Source organism: Nocardioides sp., assembly GCF_047606145.1.
Classification (GTDB): domain Bacteria; phylum Actinomycetota; class Actinomycetes; order Propionibacteriales; family Nocardioidaceae; genus Nocardioides.
The window spans coordinates 1-18,046 of sequence record NZ_JASGET010000172.1 but is presented as its reverse complement, the minus strand read 5'-3'; the positions used below and the strand labels follow the sequence as shown (position 1 = coordinate 18,046).

Annotated in this window: 15 protein-coding genes; 10 read left to right on the top strand and 5 right to left on the bottom strand. The window is 69.5% G+C overall.

Annotated features, from left to right (window positions below; translation table 11 throughout):
• Window positions 1-274: 274 nt before the first annotated feature.
• Window positions 275-1,270 (bottom strand): L-dopachrome tautomerase-related protein, encoded by a 996-nt coding sequence (locus QM638_RS23120; protein WP_415146056.1) that lies wholly within the window; start codon window positions 1,268-1,270, stop codon window positions 275-277.
• 25 nt (window positions 1,271-1,295) lie between these two features.
• Here QM638_RS23120 and QM638_RS23115 point away from each other — a divergent pair, with 25 nt between their 5' ends.
• Window positions 1,296-1,478 carry a hypothetical protein gene (locus tag QM638_RS23115; RefSeq protein WP_415146054.1) on the top strand — a complete coding sequence of 61 codons (183 nt, stop codon included), beginning with the start codon at window positions 1,296-1,298 and terminating at the stop codon, window positions 1,476-1,478.
• A gap of 234 nt (window positions 1,479-1,712) precedes the next feature.
• On the opposite strand, the gene QM638_RS23110 is transcribed toward QM638_RS23115, so the two are convergent.
• Together QM638_RS23110 and QM638_RS23105 are read right to left on the bottom strand one after the other, a co-directional pair.
• The gene (locus tag QM638_RS23110; RefSeq protein ID WP_415146052.1) at window positions 1,713-2,717 is read right to left on the bottom strand and encodes a LysR family transcriptional regulator; all 1,005 of its coding nucleotides are present in this window, start codon (window positions 2,715-2,717) and stop codon (window positions 1,713-1,715) included.
• Window positions 2,718-2,815: 98 nt separating this feature from the next.
• Complete coding sequence (locus QM638_RS23105) at window positions 2,816-4,210, bottom strand: CapA family protein (protein WP_415146051.1); 1,395 nt, start codon at window positions 4,208-4,210, stop codon at window positions 2,816-2,818.
• 452 nt (window positions 4,211-4,662) lie between these two features.
• Here QM638_RS23105 and QM638_RS23100 point away from each other — a divergent pair, with 452 nt between their 5' ends.
• The 7 genes from QM638_RS23100 to QM638_RS23070 are packed head-to-tail and all read left to right on the top strand — an operon-like array spanning window position 4,663 to window position 12,957.
• The gene (locus tag QM638_RS23100; RefSeq protein ID WP_415146049.1) at window positions 4,663-5,766 is read left to right on the top strand and encodes an extracellular solute-binding protein; all 1,104 of its coding nucleotides are present in this window, start codon (window positions 4,663-4,665) and stop codon (window positions 5,764-5,766) included.
• Window positions 5,763-7,517, top strand: coding sequence for an ABC transporter permease (locus QM638_RS23095; RefSeq protein ID WP_415146047.1), 1,755 nt, complete (start codon window positions 5,763-5,765; stop codon window positions 7,515-7,517). Before QM638_RS23100 ends, QM638_RS23095 begins: the two co-directional genes overlap by 4 nt.
• A complete protein-coding gene (locus tag QM638_RS23090) occupies window positions 7,514-8,680 on the top strand; it encodes an ABC transporter ATP-binding protein (RefSeq protein ID WP_415146045.1) in 1,167 nt (388 codons plus the stop codon). Before QM638_RS23095 ends, QM638_RS23090 begins: the two co-directional genes overlap by 4 nt.
• Window positions 8,681-8,693: 13 nt before the next feature.
• The gene (locus QM638_RS23085; protein ID WP_415146043.1) at window positions 8,694-9,440 is read left to right on the top strand and encodes an SDR family NAD(P)-dependent oxidoreductase; all 747 of its coding nucleotides are present in this window, start codon (window positions 8,694-8,696) and stop codon (window positions 9,438-9,440) included.
• A gap of 41 nt (window positions 9,441-9,481) precedes the next feature.
• Complete coding sequence (locus tag QM638_RS23080; protein WP_415146041.1) at window positions 9,482-11,152, top strand: thiamine pyrophosphate-binding protein; 1,671 nt, start codon at window positions 9,482-9,484, stop codon at window positions 11,150-11,152.
• 1 nt (window position 11,153) lies between these two features.
• Window positions 11,154-11,639 (top strand): ribonuclease E activity regulator RraA, encoded by a 486-nt coding sequence (gene rraA / locus QM638_RS23075; RefSeq protein WP_415146039.1) that lies wholly within the window; start codon window positions 11,154-11,156, stop codon window positions 11,637-11,639.
• A 37-nt stretch (window positions 11,640-11,676) separates the two neighbouring features.
• On the top strand, window positions 11,677-12,957 hold the full coding sequence (locus QM638_RS23070; protein WP_415146037.1) for an MFS transporter: 1,281 nt from the start codon (window positions 11,677-11,679) through the stop codon (window positions 12,955-12,957).
• Between the two features lie 111 nt (window positions 12,958-13,068).
• Here the strand turns inward: QM638_RS23070 and pepN are convergent, their stop codons facing one another.
• Window positions 13,069-15,492 (bottom strand): aminopeptidase N, encoded by a 2,424-nt coding sequence (gene pepN, locus QM638_RS23065; protein WP_415146035.1) that lies wholly within the window; start codon window positions 15,490-15,492, stop codon window positions 13,069-13,071.
• 250 nt (window positions 15,493-15,742) lie between these two features.
• Here pepN and QM638_RS23060 point away from each other — a divergent pair, with 250 nt between their 5' ends.
• Together QM638_RS23060 and pth are read left to right on the top strand one after the other, a co-directional pair.
• Window positions 15,743-16,360 carry a 50S ribosomal protein L25/general stress protein Ctc gene (locus QM638_RS23060; protein ID WP_415146033.1) on the top strand — a complete coding sequence of 206 codons (618 nt, stop codon included), beginning with the start codon at window positions 15,743-15,745 and terminating at the stop codon, window positions 16,358-16,360.
• Between the two features lie 49 nt (window positions 16,361-16,409).
• A complete protein-coding gene (pth, locus tag QM638_RS23055) occupies window positions 16,410-17,012 on the top strand; it encodes an aminoacyl-tRNA hydrolase (RefSeq protein WP_415146031.1) in 603 nt (200 codons plus the stop codon).
• 50 nt (window positions 17,013-17,062) lie between these two features.
• On the opposite strand, the gene QM638_RS23050 is transcribed toward pth, so the two are convergent.
• The gene (locus QM638_RS23050; protein ID WP_415146029.1) at window positions 17,063-17,770 is read right to left on the bottom strand and encodes a helix-turn-helix transcriptional regulator; all 708 of its coding nucleotides are present in this window, start codon (window positions 17,768-17,770) and stop codon (window positions 17,063-17,065) included.
• Window positions 17,771-18,046 lie beyond the last annotated feature (276 nt).

The window sequence follows — 18,046 nt, the reverse complement described above, 5'->3', positions numbered from 1 at the left end:
TTCAACGGAGCGTCCGCTGCGTTGTCGTCGCTCGGCGGTCGCTCCGCTCCCAGACCGCCTTCGCTCCTCCGCCTTGCGGCCGCACGCGTTGAACGCCGCAGATCCGCAGGGTGGCCCGCGGCGTCTCGTCGCTCGGCGGTCGCTCCGCTCCCAGACCGCCTTCGCTCCTCCGCCTTGCGGCCGCACGCGTTGAACGCCGCAGATCCGCAGGGTGGCCCGCGGCGTCCCGTCGCTCGGCGGGCTCTGCCCCTGGGCGACCTCGGAGCTGGCCGGGTCAGGAGGGTGTGACCGAGCCCGTCACGGCGTCGCCGAGTCGGATGCCGGCGTACTCCGTGGGTAGCTCACACGTGTAGATCCGGAACGGCTTGACTGTCATGTCTCGCGGGTTTCCGAAGAGCTTGGTCCGCTCGGACTGGGTGGCAGGCACGTACAGGTGCCGGTCGGCGCTGATGAACGAGCCGTCGGGACTGACCAGCTCGGGGTCGCCAGCGAGTACCGCTGTGCGGCCGTCCGGTGCTCGTACGACGATCTGCTTGTGCTCCAGATCGGAGAAGTAGAAGTTTCCGAGTGTGTCGATCGAGCAGCCACCGCTCTTCGGGATGTCCGCCACCTTCTCGATGTGCGGGACCAGGTCGGAGTCGGTCAGGCTCCGATCGGTGATCAACGATGTGCGGATCCGTCGTAACGGGCCGGTCGGGGCTGCCCAATACAGCCACTTCCCGTCGTTGCTGACCTCGATCATGTCGCTCTTCGGCGTCTTGTGCGCACCGGTGGACGCGCTCGCCGAAGCGGATCCATCGGCGGAATCCTCGGCCTGCATCTCGGCAGCACCCGAGAGCCGCCGCAGTGTCGTCCCGGTGTTGAGATCGTGGACGATAATCGCGCCGATGCCGGAGTCGGTGATGTAGGCGGTGGAGCCGTGGATTCGCAGGTCGTTCATCTTCGCCTGCGCCGGCAGGATGTCGTCGTCGAAGCGAATCACCTCCAGCACCTCGCCGCTCGCCGGATCGAGCTGGACCAACTTCTGGGCGCCCGGCTTCGGGGTCGCCAGCCTCGGCGGAGCCGAGTCGGCTCGCAATGCCCCCTGGTCCACGCACCACACGGTGTCGTCGGAGAAGACATGCATCCCGTTGACGTAGACGAACGCGTCCCTGCCGGAGTCGCCGCGCCTCCACTCGTTCCAGGCGTCACCGGGAAAGGGCGCCACGGTCCCGTCAGACTGCCGGCGTCCCACGCTCGGCGTCTTCTCGTGTCCGGGGTAGCGAGGCATCCCGAGGAACATCGATCCGGTTGACGTGAGTGCCACCTGGTTCGCCATCCAGTCCGACCGGGCTGCCGTGGTCAGGTCCAGTTCGTCGGCGGAGGCAGCGGCGGCGGAGGTCGATCTGCGGCCCGACGACCGGGAGTACGTCGATCCGCTTCCGCAGCCCGCGACAGCGGCCCCGAGAGCGATGATCCCGGTGGTGGCGACGAACTGACGACGCGTGCTGAGCAGGCTCGTTGAACTCGATTGAGGCACGAGAGATCCATCCTTATCAGGACGTGTCGGCGACCCGATATCGCCGATCATGACGACACATGAGAATGCTGATGTCGCTCTTGAAGCCTCGTCATGCCCAGCGGAGCGGTCAACGACCGACCTCTTGATCGGGAGTTTGGTGCCGCTTATCGCCGTGAGGAAGCTCTTCGAACGCGGTCTCGCGCAGAGCTGGTCAGCTGGTCCGGGTCTGAACCCGGGGAGAGGAGTTCCAGCGGATCTCCGGCATCGCGCGATTGGACTTCGCACGAGTGATCTTGATCAGCAACTCGATCAGCTCGCGGATGACCGGCGAATGCTCATTGCCGGGTGCCACGCCGATCGCGGTGGCACGGGGGAGCGGCATGCCCTCGATATCGACGATCCGGAGCCTGCCGTCTCGTAGATGCTCTTCGAAGGCGATGCTGGGCAGCACACTCAGGACCGAACCGCCGAGCACGGCCTGTTGCATCACCGAGATGCTCTGCGACTCGATCTCCACCTCGAGGCGTGCTCCCACCTTGACCGCCCAGCGTTCGATCAGCTGACGCGAGCGCATCGTGGGCAGGAAGGTCGCGAACGAGTAGCCGCCCAGGGCTGCCGGTCGGTCGTGGGGAGCGAGGCTGAAGATCTCGTGGCTGGGGACGGCGACGAGGTGGAGCGTCTCACTCATCAGGGCGATGGAGCTGAGCCGGGTGTCCATCGGCATCCGATAGAAGGCGAGATCGGCGGCCCCGCTGGTGATCTGCGACACGGTCTCGGAGCGGGACCCCGACTGTGTGACTCGGATCTGCCGGTGTGCGAGCTGGGAGCGGAAAAGCGGCAGCAGGCGAATCAAGAAGTGTTGGATGCTGTCCGAGGGCGCGGAGATCGTCAGCGTCCGCTCCGGCTCCTCCGCGGTCGCCGAGAAATCACCCAACAGGCCGTCGAGCTCGCCCATCGCACGATCACAGAACCGCAGGAATGTCTCGCCTGCCGGGGTCAGGCTCACCCCGATGCCGCTGTGCCGCTCGAAGATCGACGTACCCAGAATGTGCTCGATGTGCTGCACCCGTTGCGAGATCGCCGGCTGCGACAGGCACAGGATCTTGCTGGCCTCGCGGAAGGATCCGGCACTGGCGATCATCCGAACGGCGAACAGTTGGTCGAAGGTCAGACCGCGAAGCAACTGTTGCCGGTGCGGGGGCGTGGGATCGCTCACCGAGGTCTCCTTCGACCGTCGACGCTGAGGGCCGTCGCGCCCCGCCGTGACGGGAGTCACAACGGGGCCCTTCCGAGACTACACACCGGGTTGGCCGCTCAGATCTGAATCCTCCCGACGCCGTCCTCGATCACCACCGTGGTGCCCAAGCCTGCGGAGAGTCGCTGGTAACGCTCCAGGATCCGTTGGGCATCAGCGTCGGTGGCGGTCATCGGCCGGCCGTCGGTCAACGGTTGCTTCGCGCTGCCGACCGAGCGCCGCAGCGGTGCCTCCTTGCTGACCTCCCGGCCGAGCTCGACCGGGTGGAGCTCGACCTCCCGGACCTCGCCGTCATCGAGGGCCAGGTTGATCACGGCCGAACTCCACCAGGTCTCGTTGCCGGCGTTGAGACCCGGATGCAACGGGTGCGCCGCCGGCGTCAGGGTGGGGAGGCGATCCACGTCGTGCCCCCACGACTCGTAGGCGTCGAACGGGACCCGACGCACGAACTCGGACTGGGCGAAGAAGTTGCCCAGTCCATAGAAGATCGGCTTGCCCTGGTAGATCTCGACGCCCAGGGTCTTGTGCCAGCCGTGTCCGATGAAGATGTCGGCACCCGCGTCGATGGCGGCGTGAGCGAACTCCCGCACGAACGTCGGTGGGGCGTCACCGCGCCCACCCTCGGAGATGCTGAAGTGGTGGGCCACCAGGACCAGGTCGGCCATCACCGCCGCCTCCTGGATCGAGCGGAGGTTGCCCGCCAGGTCGCGGCCGTCACCGCTGGAGGAGACCTCGAAGTGGTCCGAGGGAGTGAAGATGTTGGACCCTGTGGTCGACTGGTCGTTCGGCATCGCCAGGCTGAACTCGCCCTCGACGGCCCGCATCAGCAGGCCGCTGCTGCCCTCGACCCTCATGTGTGACTCACGGAGGATGCCGAGCTTCGAGCCGATCGCCTTGAGCTGCTCGGACGCCTCTTCGTCTACGACGTACCGCATCGTCGCGCGCAGCGGGTTGACTCCCGGGCGTCCCGCGAGGCTCGCCTTGGCTGGGGTCGCCCATTCGTGCGACTTGTTTCCCGAGCTGGTGGACACGAGCGCGACCCGGCCGTTACGGGTCTCGAGGTAGCCGGGCTCGCGGGCCTCCTCCAGGTCGCGACCGGTCCCGGCGTGCTTGATGCCGGCCGCATCGACGTGCTTGATGGTGGAGAAGATCCCCTTCGCGCCGTAGTCGAAGCTGTGGTTGTTGGCCAAGGACGCGATGTCGACCCCCGCCCAACGCAGATCGTGTGCGACCTGCGGGTCGGTCATGAAGTAGCTGCCGATCTGGTCACTGCGCGCGGGTGCCTCGACCTCGCCGAACTCGCCGAAGTTCGTCTCGACATGGGCGTAGGTGAAGTCGCTCGAGCGGAGCCGTTCCATCACCTCCAGGAACTTCGGCTCGTCGTGCATGGCGAACGGTCGAGTCACCATGCACTCTCCGGCGATGGCTACTGACCAGGTGTTTCCTCGTGACATGTGGGACCTCGTGACCTCTCGGAGTTCGGTGTGCGCGGATCGCGGAGTGCACGACGGCTCCGGGGGAGCTGAAGGATCGGCCGCTGGGCGCGGCGTGGGTGCACCCGCGGCACTGCCGCATCGGTGACTGCCGGATCAGTGAATGCGGCCGTGATCACGAGGGTCAAGCAAGCATCGATGAAGGGGCGAGAAGCCCCGCCTGATCACCTGTTCGGTCCGATCATCCCACCCGCCGTCGACCGGGACGGTGTGCAGCGTCGACGGCCGATATGAGCGTGGATCGGCGGATGTGAGCGATCGATTCACCTTTTCACCCCCTCAGTTCCTTCAGGTTGACGGGTGTCACACAGGGCCGGTTGTGTTCCATGAGCCGCAGGTCGGCTTGCGGCGGGTATAACCCCGGATCGAAGCGATGGGAAGCAGACGTGAAACCACTGAGCAGGAGAGGGGCCTTGGGCGTTTTCTCGCTCGCGGCCGGTTCTGTCGTGCTGGCCGCCTGCGGAGGAAGCGGGCTGTCCTCGGCCTCTCAGAAGGCCGCCAAGCTCACCTCCGCCGGCAACCTCACCGAACTGGAGAAGACCGCCAAGTCCGAGGGCACGCTGACGCTCTACACGGCGATCCAGACCGAGCAGGCGCAGCCCTGGGTCGAGAAGTTCACCAAGAAGTACGGCATCGAGGTCAAGATCCTGCGCCTGAGCAGTGCGGACCTCGGCACCACGTTCCAGACCCAAGAGCAGGCGGGCAAGAACAAGGGTGATGTGCTGCAGACGAGCAACCTCGCTCAGCTCAAGGAGTTCCAGGGCAAGGGTTGGCTCGCGCACTACACCCCAGCCGCTGCGCACCTCTACCCAGCGGACCGGGTGGTGGCTGGCTACTTCTATCCCCTCTACCAGTCCAACGGCGCGATCGCCTGGAACACCAAGGTCACTCCTGCCGACGTCCAGAAGGTCCTCGTCGACGACCCGTACCAGGGGCTGCTCGACCCGTCCATGAAGGGCAAGATCGTGCTCATCGACCCGTCGAACGGCGGATCGGGGATGGCGTACTACGCGAACATGATCGTCAACTATCCAGACCAGTACGGCTGGTCGTACCTGGAGAAGCTGGCCGCCCAGGAGCCGGCGATCTCGGAGAGCATCGCGTCCATCTCGCAGCAGGTCTCGGCTGGCACCTACTACGCCACCAACTTCGGCGACGAGGCCATCTTCGGGCCGCTCGCCTATGACGGCGCTCCGCTGCAGTTCTCCTCGCTGGAGACGATGAACGCCACCCAGTTCATGCAGGCGATCCCATCGGACGCACCTCACCCGGCCGCCGCACGCCTCTTCTCGGAGTGGTCCTCAAGTCTCGCCGGGCAGCAGGCGATGACCGCCTCCACCGGTGGCGAGTCCTCGATCAAGGGCTGGCAGGACAACGTCGCCTACGCGGAGAAGCTGGATTGGTACCAGCCTCCGAAGAACTCCTGGCTGGAGTGGCGCACCGACCCGCGGTTCCAGGGTGACCAGCTGGAGACTTTCCTGGAGAAGTGGAAGTCGGTCTTCCACATGTCGTCATGACAACTCTCGCGCCGCTTCCCGACGCCCCGGAGTCCGCAACACCACGCCGTGGCGCGCGGACGCCGTCGCACGGCTCGTCCCGACGCTCGATGGCGTTGCTGCTCCCCGGGACCTGGCTGGTGCTGCTGGTCCTGGTGGTGGTGCCGGTCGGATATGTCGTGTTGGCCATGACCCTGGTCGACCCGATCGACATCGGCTCCGGATTCGATCTCTCCACGGTGCGCGAGGTCTTCGCGACCTGGCACATGCTCAAGCTGCTCCTCGAGACGGTCCTGTTCGCCCTGGTGGTCGCGGTGATCACCACCGTGCTCGGCGCCCTGCTCGCCTGGACCACCACCCGACTGCAGATGCGGGGCGCCCGGCTGCGGGAGACGCTGTGCATCGGATCGCTGTTCGTGGCGCCGTTCGTCACGGCCGTCGGCTGGATCTGGTTGGCGAGTCCGCAGACCGGCGTACTCAACCAATTGCTCGCCGACCTGCAGGTGCCGAGCGCGCTGCAGCCGAACGTGATGACGGTCGGCGGGATGGTCTTCGTTCTGGTCACGCACTATGTGCCCTACCCGTACCTGTTCATCTCCGCTGCGATGCGAGGTCTCGACGCCACGCTGGAGGAAGCCTCGCTGGTCACCGGCCGGTCGATGCTCTTCACTGGCCTGCGGGTCTCGATGCCGCTGCTGCGTCCGGCCATCCTGTCCTCGACGCTCTTCGTGGCGATCCTCGCCATGGGCGAGTTCACCGTGCCCAGCCTGCTCGGCCAGCGCGGCGCGTTCGCCCCGCTCTCGGTCTACGTCTACAACGCCCTGTACGGCGACAACCAGGACATCCCGTTCGGCGCGGCGATCAGCACCGAGTTGCTGATCGTCTGTCTGCTGGGTCTCTCCCTGTACCAGCGCACCGTGCGCTCGAGTGCCCGATTCGTCTCGGTCAGTGGCCGGGGCCACCGGCAGAGCCGGATCGCGGTCAGTCGCGGCACCGCGGTGGTGGTCTGGGCGTTCACCCTGCTCTACGGCCTGGTCGGCTTCATCATCCCGCTGGCGACGCTGGTGATCATGGCGCTCGCGAAGTATCTGGCGCCCTCGCTCGGCGACATGCACCTCTCGTTTGCGAATCTGTGGCATGTGGTCGACACCGACGAGGTCAAGACCGCGACCATCCATTCGCTCGAGCTGGCGATCGTCGTACCGGTCCTGTGCATCGCCATCGGCCTGGCCGTGGTCTATCTCGCCGAGCGCCTGCGGGCACCCACCAGCGGTCTGATGACCTACGTGGCCACCGCACCGATGGCGCTGCCCGGCCTGGTGATGGGCATGGGGGTGCTGCTCCTGTTCATCCGTACGCCGCTCTACCTCACGCTGCCGCTGATCGGCATCGGGCTGGTCTCCATCTCGCTGACCCATGCGGTGCGGTTGATCTCCAACGGCCTGCACCAGATCGACCCGACGCTCGAGGAGGCTTCACTGGTCACCGGCGCATCGCGGATGAGGACGGTGTGGTCGGTGTTGCTCCCGCTGATCCGGCCGTCGATCTTCTCGACGTTCATCCTGATCTTCGTGCTGGCGCTGCGTGAGCTCAACGTGGCGGTGGTGCTCTACTCGCCCGACTCGACGGTGCTCTCGGTGGTCGCGTGGAACTACTCCCAGAGCGCACTGACCAAGGCGGCTGCGGTCGGCATCGTCCAGGTCGTCGTCATGTTCGTGGGGACCGGCGTACTCCGGCTCGTCCTCAACCCCGACAAGAGGAATGCCTCATGAAGTCCCAGGTACACAAGCCGAGTCCGGCGTCGCCGCCCGCCGAGGAGGGCGGGTCGGTCAGCGGCCCGATCCTCGAGGTGGTGGACCTGGTCGCCGGCCACGGCACGAACCAGGTGGTCAAGGGGATCTCCTTCAGCATGGCGGAGGGCGAGTTCGTCACCCTGCTCGGACCGAGCGGCTGCGGCAAGACCACGACTCTGCGTTGCGTCGCCGGTCTGCACCGGACCTCCGGGGGCTCGATCCGGATCGATGGTCGGACGATGGCCGACGCCTCCACCCATGTCCGCCCGGAGCGGCGCGGACTCAACATGGTCTTCCAGTCCTATGCGCTGTGGCCGCACATGAGCGTGGCTGGCAACATCGCCTACGCGCTGCGAGCGGTGAAGGTGCCGCGCGCCGAGATCCCGGCACGGGTCGAGGAGGTCCTCGAACTGGTGGGTCTCGGTGGGTACGGCGACCGCTCGGCCAGCGCGCTCAGTGGTGGCCAGCAGCAGCGGGTGGTCCTGGCCCGCGGCCTCGCGACCCGTCCGCGGCTGTTGCTCCTGGACGAACCGCTGAGCAATCTCGATTCCGAGCTTCGGGCCAAGATGCGCACCGAGATCGCTGACCTCCAGCGACGCCTCGGTCTCTCGATGCTCTACGTCACCCACGACCGCACCGAGGCGCTGGCGCTCTCCGACCGAGTCGTCGTGATGCGGGACGGCGTGGTGCAACAGGCCGGTCCGCCGGGCGAGCTCTACACCTCGCCACGCAACCGGTTCGTCGCCCAAGCACTCGGACCGGTCAACGTCGTGCCGGCGACGGTGGTCGGCGCCGGCCCGCACGGCACCGCCCAGCTCTCCGGCGTACCCGAGGGCCCGACGATCTCACTCGCTCCCGGGTACCAGGAGGCGAGGGTCGGCCAACGGATCGAACTGCTGATCCGCCCCGAGGCGCTCACCGTCTCCGACTCCTCCGTTCCGGGAGTCGGCGAATTCGCCGCCGAGGTCGAGATCGTCGAGTTCCTCGGCAATCGCACCGAGCTCACCGCCCGAGCGGGCGCGGTGCCACTCAGACTGGAGGTCGACGGTCGGCCGGACCAGCTGGCTCCCGGCGGTGTCGTCGTGATCGGACTGCGCAAGGATCACGGGCGCGACCTGGTCAACTGGCAGCCGGCCGAGTGAGCGGCGCGAGCTGATGGATCTCGAACTCAGGGACCGCACCGCCCTCGTCACCGGAGCCAGCGCGGGCATCGGCCGTGCCATCGCGACCGAGCTCGCCGGTGAGGGCGTGCGGCTGGCGGTCGTCGCCCGACGCACCGAGCAGTTGGTGGACCTGGCCGATGAGCTGGTCGCGGGCGGCAGGCGTCGTCCAGCCATCCTCGTCCACGACCTCACCGACCCCGAGGCCCCAGCCGTCGTCGCCGAGGAGGCCATCGCCGCCCTCGGCGGCGTCGACATCCTGGTCAACGCGGCCGGAGGCAGGCGGCCGGCCGACCCGGCTGCCGAGGAGTCCTGGACCGATGCGTTCGCGCTCAACTTCACCCCGCAGCGCCGGCTGGCGGGTCGGCTGGTGCCGGCGATGGCGGACCGCGGCTGGGGGCGGGTGGTCAACGTGACCGGCAAGTCGGAGCCGACCCGGATGAGCCCGGAGTTCTCCGCCAAGGCCGCGATGCATGCCTGGGCGAAGGGGCTCTCCCGGGATGTCGGGCCGTACGGCGTGACGGTGAACTCGATCGCGCCGGGCCGGATCCTCACCGAGCAGATGCAACGCAACTACACCGCCGAACAGCGTGACGAGCACGCCCGCGAGATCCCCGTCGGCCGCTACGGCGATCCCGCCGAGCTCGCCGCGCTCGCCTGCTTCCTCTGCTCGCCGCGAGCGGCATACATCACCGGCACCGTGATCGCCTGCGACGGCGGCCTGCGGCGCTATCAGTACTAGACAACTCGACACCGGACGACTCGACCGCGAAGGAACCCTCCTTGCAGACCAACGCACAGTCCATTGCCCGAGTGCTGGCCGAGTACGGCAGCACTCGGGTCTTCACCCTGATGGGTGACGGCAACATGCACCTGATCCTCGCGCTCGATACCGCCGGGATCATCCCCGTCGAGGTGCGACACGAGAGCGCCGCAGTGGCCATGGCAGAGGGCTACGGCTGGTCCTCGGGACGAGTCGGGATCTGCTCGACCACCCATGGACCGGGCCTGAGCCACACGGCCACCTCGCTGCTGGTCGCCGCTCGCAATCGCAGTCCACTGGTGCTGTTGGTCGGGGAGACCGCCGACGGCTACGCCGGCGCCCAGCACTTCGACCAACGCCGGTTCGTCGAGGCATGCGAGGCCGTCTATCGCCGGGTGACGGCGGGAGACGATGCCGGATCGGTGGTCGCGTCGGCGATCGCCGACGCGAGCGCGTTGTGTCGGCCCGTGGTAGTGGGCATCCCCTCCGACCTGCTCGAGGCAGCCCGAGGAGATCGCCTGGCCAAGCCGGAGTCGCCGGCAGCGCCGCCTGCCGCCGTGGCCGATGTCGCGGCTGCCGCGGACGCCGTACACGGCGCGCTGGCCGCGGCCGCACGGCCGATCATCCTGGCCGGACGCGGGGCGGTGCAGGCGCAGGACGAGCTGATCGATCTCGCCCAGACGAGCGGAGCCGGCCTCGCCACCACCCTCCCGGCCAAGGGTCTCTTCGACGGCCACGACAACGATCTCGGCATCGCGGGCGGCCTCACCAGCCCGGACGCCGAGCCGGTCTTCGCCAGGGCAGATCTGGTGCTCGCCTTCGGCACCTCGCTGGGCGCCAGCACCACCCGCTCGGGCCGACTCTTCTCGAGCGCCCGGGTCCTGCGGGTAGAGCGCAACCCGGAGAGAGCTGCCGGGTCCGCCGTACCAGCGATCCTCGGCGATGCCGCCGCGGTCGCCACCGCCGCCGCGAGGCGGCACCGTGAGCGGGGCGTCGCCGGCCGTTGGTTCCCCGCCTGTCGTGCGTGGCCGGAGAACTGGCGCACCGAACTCGACGAGTTCGCCCCCGAACTGGCGCCGGACACGGTCGACCCACGGATCGCCGTGATCGAGATCGACCGCAGGCTTCCCCACGATGCGGTGATCGTGATCAGCAACGGCCACTGCTCGGGGTTCGCCTCGGCGCTGGTGCGGACCTCGCGGCCACGGCGACTGCACCTCGCCCAGGGCTTCGGGGCGATCGGGCAGGGGCTGACGACCGCGGTCGGCGTCGCGCTGGGCGCGCCCGAGCGCCACGTTGTCGTCTTCGAGGGAGACGCGGGATTCATGATGCACGCACAGGAGCTGGAGACGGCCAGGCGTGTCGGCGCCCACCTGACGGCGATCGTCTTCAACGACGAGGCGCTGGGGACCGAGTATCACCGCCTCCACCACGAAGGAGAGGGTGCCGACCTCGCGCTCGTGCCCACCCCGGAGATCGCCACGATGGCACGCTCTGCCGGCGTCGATGCCGTGAGAGTCGCCAGTCAGGCCGATGTCCGCGATGCGATCGATCGAGTTCTCGCCGCACCGATCGGTCTGCTGGAACTGCGCACCTCCCGGAGCGTGGAGAGCCGGCACCTGCGGTGGCGGCGTCTGCCCGACCCGAGTGAACGCCCGATGGAACGCGGCCGGGTAGGGAGGGGAGCCTGAGATGACGCTCGAGATCAACAGCGATTGGCGCACCGCCGACATCTGCGACGAACATGCCGAGGCGGCCTGCTGCGAGACGCCGTTCGTCAGTTACGGTCGACGCCGGCGATTCGACGGAACGGTCTCCACGGTCCGCTGTCACGAAGACAACGTGCTCGTGCGTGCGGTGCTCAGCGAGCCCGGCGACGGCCGCGTCCTGATCGTCGACGGGTCGGGATCCCGGCGGGTGGCGCTGTTGGGGGACAACATGGCCGAACTCGCCGTCAGCAACGGTTGGACCGGGCTCGTGGTCAACGGTTCCGTGCGCGACGTACGAGCCTTGGCGCAGATCGCTCTCGGTGTCGTGGCGATCGGCAGCAGCCCGAGACGCAGCGGCAAGGCCGGCGCCGGTGCACGGGACGTGCCGGTCGGCTTCGGAGGGGTGGTCTTCACCCCCGGCGACCGGGTGTTCGTCGACGACGACGGCGTCGTCGTGATGGTTTCGTGATCGCGTCTCCTCCGCCAGGTCGCGGCGGCTGCGGCGGGTGAGCACGGAGACATCACCGGTCATCAAGGCCCGCGGCACGTTCGCGGCGCTCGGCTCTCCCGCCTATCGTCGCTACTTCATCGGGCAGGCGTTCAGCCTGCCCGGGACATGGATGCAGACCATTGCTCAGGGCTGGCTGGTGCTCGAGCTGACCGATTCGGGCACCGTTCTCGGCCTGGTGACGGCGGCGCAGTTCGTACCGGTGCTCCTGCTTGCACCGTACGCCGGCCTGATGGCGGATCGGCACCCGAAGCGACTGTTGCTGATCCTCACCCAGAGCACGATGGCCGCGGTCGCACTCGTCCTGGCGGTGCTCACGCTCTCCGGGCACGTCGGCGTGGCCGCGATCGTCATCGGTGCGGTCGTGCTGGGCATCGCCACCGCGCAGGACAACCCGACCAGGCAGGCGTTCGTGAGCGAGCTGGTCGACAGGGAGCTGGTGCGCAACGCCATCACGCTCAACAGCATCGCGATCAACTGCGCCCGTGCGGTCGGTCCGGCGATCGCTGGCATCCTGGTCGCAGCCGTCGGCGCCGGGTGGTGCTTCGCGGCCAACGCGGTCTCCTTCGTGGCGGTGATCGCGGCACTGGTCACCCTGCCGCTGCCGACCGCGGCTGTGATCGCTGCGCCGCGAGCATCCGGTCAGCTGCGGGCGGGGTTGGCCCACGTCCTCGGCCGTCGCGAACTCCTCCTGCCGCTGTCCGCGATCGCGCTCGTCGGCACGTTGGCCTGGGAGTTCCCGGTGACCCTGCCCATGCTGGCCCGCGGAGGACTCCATGGTGACTCGCGCACCTACGGCTGGCTGACCACCGCGATGGGAGTCGGTGCGGTCGCGGGCGGGCTCGCCGTCGCTCGGCACAGTGGCGTCGGACTGCGTCGGATGGCGGTGGCCGGTCTTGGGTTCGGTACGGCGATCGGTGTACTGGCGCTGTCACCGAACGTCATCGTCGCCGTAGGCGTGGCGGTCTTGGTGGGGGCTGGAGGCACCATCTTCATGTCCGTCGCCAACGCCACCATCCAGCTCGCCAGCGCCGACGAGTTCCGCGGCCGCGTGATGTCGCTGTGGTCGATCAGCTTCGCTGGCAGTACGCCGATCGGCGGCCCGCTCCTCGGCATCGTCGCCGAGCACGTCTCGGCCCGGGCCGCCCTCGGCGTCGGCGCGGTCGGGTGCGCGCTCGCCGCAGGGGTGGGTCTGGCCGGTGCCAGTGGCATCATCGGCACACGAGCCGCGCCGGTGGCACCCGAACCGTCCGCGGGGCGGGGTGCCGTCGATCGGTAGCACCCAGCGTTGCCCCGACGGTCGGTCGATCGGTCGCCACCCGATCACCCCTGGCTGGCCGGGCGGTCGCTCCGCTGCGTTGATGTGTGGAGTGCAGTGACCTCTATGCGGTCAAGTCGCTCCACACATCCGGTCGTCGAGCGCGTCCTCCCAGGCCCGGGCCAGCACCACCGGCACCCGGCCGGAGTCGAGGGCGGCCCGGAAGAGGCCCAGCTGGGCGGCGGTGAGTGGGATCGCCGGGAAGATGTCGCCGAGGACGCCCTCGAAGGCCGGTCCGCGGGCGGCCAGGCGGGGCGCGGTCTCGACGTACGCGGTGACGTGGTCGGCCAACAGCTCGGTCTGCTCCGGTGACCAGAGGCCCGCGGCGCGAGCGGTGACCGACCGGTTGGAGACCTCGGGATCCTCGGCGATGGCACGCCAGGCGTCCGCCTTGGCTCCCGGCAGCGGCCGTGCGGCCAACGCGCGGAGGGCGCCGAGGTCACCCTCGGCGGTACCGTCGCGCCGCCGTTCCGTCTCGATCAGGGCGGCGTCCGCGGCGCCGAGCTCGGCGAGTCTCGCCAGCATCCGCCAGCGGACGCTGGGCAGCAGCGGCACGCCGGGGGAGAGGGCGCCGGTCGCGAGCCGTCGTCGCATCCGGCGCACCTCGCTGTCGGTCGCCGCCAGCGTCTCGGCGAAGGCCAGCGCTCGCTGGTCGCCGCCGGGGTGCGTGCTCGCGGTGGCGTCGGCGAGCCCCGCGGCAGCGCATCGCGCCAGCAGCCGCCGACAGTCCGCCACCTGTCCCGGAGCGGCCAGCTCCGAGATCAGCCGCAGGGCACGCTGCAGCGTCGGTTCGATGATCACCGGCAGCGGCTCGGCGGGCAGCTGGTCGACCAGCAGCTCGAGATGCTCGTGCAGGCTCGACTCGCCGGCTCGCACCCGCCGATAGGCGGTCGACCAGAGCACCGCCCGGACCATCGGGTCCTCGACCCGGGACAGTCCGCCGCCGAGCCGGTCCCACGAGTCCGGGTCCAGCCGCAGCGCCGCGAACGTCTCCCCGCCGGCGTTGGGGCACAGAGCCGCGCCGGCGTACTCCGGCAGCGCCAGCGGCTCCTCGCCGAGCTCCACCCGTCGGGTCCCGACCGTCCGCAGCCGGTCGTCGTACGCCGTGACGGTGACGGCATGGGTGCGCGTGCCCTCCCGGTGCAGCACCGGTACGCCGTCCGGCCGGCGGGTCACACCGATGGTGTCGAACCCGGTCCGCCGCAGCCACGCCTGCGTCCAGGCCCGCACGTCGCGGTCGGTGACCGAGTCGAGCGAGTCGACGAAGTCGGCCAGCGTGGCGTTGCCGAACCGGAAGCGGCTCAGGTGCACGTTGACCCCGGCCAGGAACTCGGTGTCTCCGAGCCAGGTCGCCAGCTGCCGCAGGCAGGCGTTGCCCTTGGCATAGGAGATGGCGTCGAAGCAGGTGGCGGCCACGTCCAGGTCCGGCACCTCCTCGGCCCGGGGCGCGACCGGATGGGTGGAGCGCCGGGCGTCGCCGTCGTACCCCCAGGGCTTGCGGGCGATCTCGAGCTCCACCAGCGCCGGGTTGCCCAACGCCTCGGCGACCCGGTAGCCCATGTAGTCGGCGAAGGACTCCTGCAGCCAGGTGTCCTCCCACCAGGTCAGCGACATGCTGTCGCCGAACCACATGTGCGCCATCTCGTGGGCGATGATCATCGCCCGGGTGCCGCGCAACCGCTCGGTGACCGCGCCGCGGGGCAGCAGCTCGTCACGCAGGATCACACATCCCGGCAGCTCCTGCGCGCCCCAGTTCAGCTCCGGCACCATCACCTGGTCGTAGGAGTCGAACGGGTAGGGCTCGTCGAAGAGCCCGGCGAAGTGGTCGAAGCAGGCCTCGGTGGTGGCGCGCAGCTCGGGCAGGTCGCGCTCCAGCTCGGCCCCCAGCGAGCGCCGCGCGTGCCAGCCGAACGGCAGTCCGGCGTGCTCCCAGGTCGCCGAGTGCCACGGTCCGGCGCAGATCGCGAGCAGAGCGCCCGGGATCGGCGGCGTGGGAGCGAACCGCCACCTGCCCGGCTCCCGGCTCTCGACCCGGGCGTTGGCGAGCACCGTCCAGGCCGGGTCGGCACGCACGCTGACCCGGAACGGTGCCTTGAGGTCGGGCTGATCGAAGCAGGGATAGACCCGCTGGGCCAGGTCGAGCCCCAGGTAGGCGCCGAGGTAGCGCTCGCCGTCGACCGGATCCACGAAGGCGTGCATGCCGGCGCCGTCGCTGCGGTAGGGCAGCTCGGCACGCACCCGCACCTCGACCGGAACCCCCACCGGCAGATCGTGGAGCTGCAGCCGCCGGCCGTCGTACGACGTGGGTCCGGGCGCGCTCACCTCGAGTCGGTCCGCGTCGCTCAGCTCCAGGAACGTCTCGGTGCCGTTGCTGGTGAACCGGACCGTCGTGCGGCTGGTGAAGCTCCGCGTGTCGGTGAGGTCGAGGTCGACGTCATAGGAGACGGCGTGGACGGTGGCGGCTCGGGTGCGGGCCTCGGCGAGGGTCAGGGACACCCACCACCCTACGTGGCGCCGGCCTACGTGCCGGTCGTCGTCGGGCGCGCTCGCCCGCGGCTCGGGTGCCGGGGGCCGACGAGGATTGGCGACCACGCCGGGGCGCTGGCTAGGCTGTACCGGTTGCCTCGGCGAGGGAGCGGACGCTCCGTGATCGACAGGGCTGGCGCACTCGGTGCGCCCGGGCCGGATCGCGGCCCGCTCGCACTGCTCCGGCGGCACCGACGTCAGCACCAGACCAGGAGTAGATATGTCCAGCGAGAAGATCGTCGCCGAGCAGCGTAGCGAGTTCGGCAAGGGCGCGGCCCGCCGCATCCGTCGCGAGTCCAAGATCCCGGCCGTGCTCTACGGCCACGGCGCGGACCCGGTCCACGTGACCCTGCCCGGCCACGACACCATGATGGCGCTCAAGCACCACGGCCCGAACGCGCTGCTCGAGCTCGAGATCGACGGCAAGACCCAGCTCGCCCTGACCAAGCAGGTCCAGGTCGACAACGTCCGCCGCGTCATCGAGCACGTCGACTTCATCGCGGTGCGCGCCGGCGAGAAGGTCACCGTGGAGATCCCGGTGGTGGTCGTCGGCGAGGCCGGCCCCGACACGCTGGTCAGCACGATCAGCGAGACCGTCACCCTCGAGGCCGAGGCGACCCACGTGCCCGAGGGCATCGAGGTCTCGGTCGAGGGCGCCGAGGCCGGCACCCAGATCACCGCCGCCGAGCTCACCCTGCCGGCGAACGTCTCGCTGGCCACCGACCCGGAGACCCTGCTGGTCAACGTCACCGCCGCCCAGGCCCAGGCCGTCGAGGAGACGGTGGCCGAGGGTGAGGCCGCGGACGAGGAGAGCACCGAGGCCGAGTCGGCCGAGTGACCCGGATCGGCCGGCGACGCCGGCCGATCATCGAGGCAGCGAGGAACCCGTGACGCAGACTCCCGCCGGCGAGGTCTGGCTGGTCGTCGGGCTGGGCAACCCCGGTCCGACGTACGCCGGACACCGGCACAACATCGGGTATCTGGTCGCCGACGAGCTGGTACGCCGCTTGGGCGGCGGTCTGCGCGCCCACAAGTCCGGTCGCGCCGACGTCGTGGAGGGCCGCCTGGGGATGCCCGGGCGGCCCGGTCCGCGGGTGGTGATCGGGCGCCCACGCTCCTACATGAACGAGGTCGGCGGCCCGATCAAGGCGCTGGCCAGCTTCTACAAGGTGGCGCCCGACCACCTCGTGGTCGTGCACGACGAGCTCGACATCCCCTTCGACACCCTCCGGGTCAAGCTCGGCGGAGGCGACAACGGGCACAACGGGCTGAAGTCACTGCGCGGGTCGTTGGGCACCGGCGACTTCTACCGGGTGCGGGTGGGCATCGGCCGCCCGCCCGGACGACAGGACGTCGCGGACTTCGTGCTGTCGAACTTCTCCGCCATCGAGCGCAAGGCGCTGCCGTTCGTGGTGGACAACGCCGCGGACGCGGCGGAGTCGCTGCTGGTCGACGGCCTCGCGACCACCCAGCAGCGCTTCAACTCCTGACCGGACCGAGCCGACCAGACCGACGGCCGCGACGCGGCAGCGTCGCCGGCTCAGCCGGGCTCCGCCTGGCTCAGGACGGCCATCGGGAGGTCGGCGCCCTGATAGTCGATGGACCGGTCGAACGCGGCGACCGCGGCCAGCTGGGAGTTGACCTCGAGCTTGCGCAGGATCGCCTTCACCTGGCTGCGGACGGTGGTGGGGGAGACGCTGAACGTCTCGGCGATGCCGACCACCGAGTCGCCGGCGTAGAGCAGCCGTAGCACCTCGCGTTCTCGCGGGGTGAGGGTGGCGACCTTGCCGCGCAGCGCCTCCCGTTCCTCACGGAGCTGGGCCCAGTTCTTGCGCAGCACCGCGGTCTCCAGCGCGGAGAGCGTCGACTCGCCACGCACCGTCGCTCGCAGCGCGTGCTGTACGGCGCGCAGCGAGGTGTCGCTGGGCAGGATGGTGCGCGCTCCGAACTCGATCACCGCGCCCCACATCGATCCGCGCGGCGCGCCGGTCAGCACCACCCACGGAGCCCCGACGGCACGCATCATGCCGCCGACGGTGCGCAGTCGCTGCCATCTCTCGAGCTCGCTGATCATCAGCGCGACGTCGACCTCGTCCGGCCCCATCCACAAGCCGGGGCCGTCCTCGGACCAGTGCAACGGGATGACGTCGAAGTCGCGTGCGGTCAGCGCGGCGCGGACAGCTTCGAGCACGAGTGAGGCCTCCGCGGCGATGGCGACTCGGAGGCGTCCCGTGGACGGGGCTGACATGTGGTGGTCTCCTAGCGGTCGAGCCCTCGCGAATCCGCCCGGGCTGTCCTGGGAGCTTCCGTGCCCGGCGACGCGCCACGCACGGAACCTCTTCGGCGATCTTCGTCGTGATCGGCTTCGACCTGGTCCACGCGGCGACGAACCTCACTCATGTTGGGGACGCGGCGCCGCCGGCGGTACGACGTACCGGGGAGTGTTCCCCCAGACGACGCCGGCCGACGCCGGCCGACGCCGGCCGACGCCGGCCGACGCCGGCCGACGCCGGCCGACGCCGGC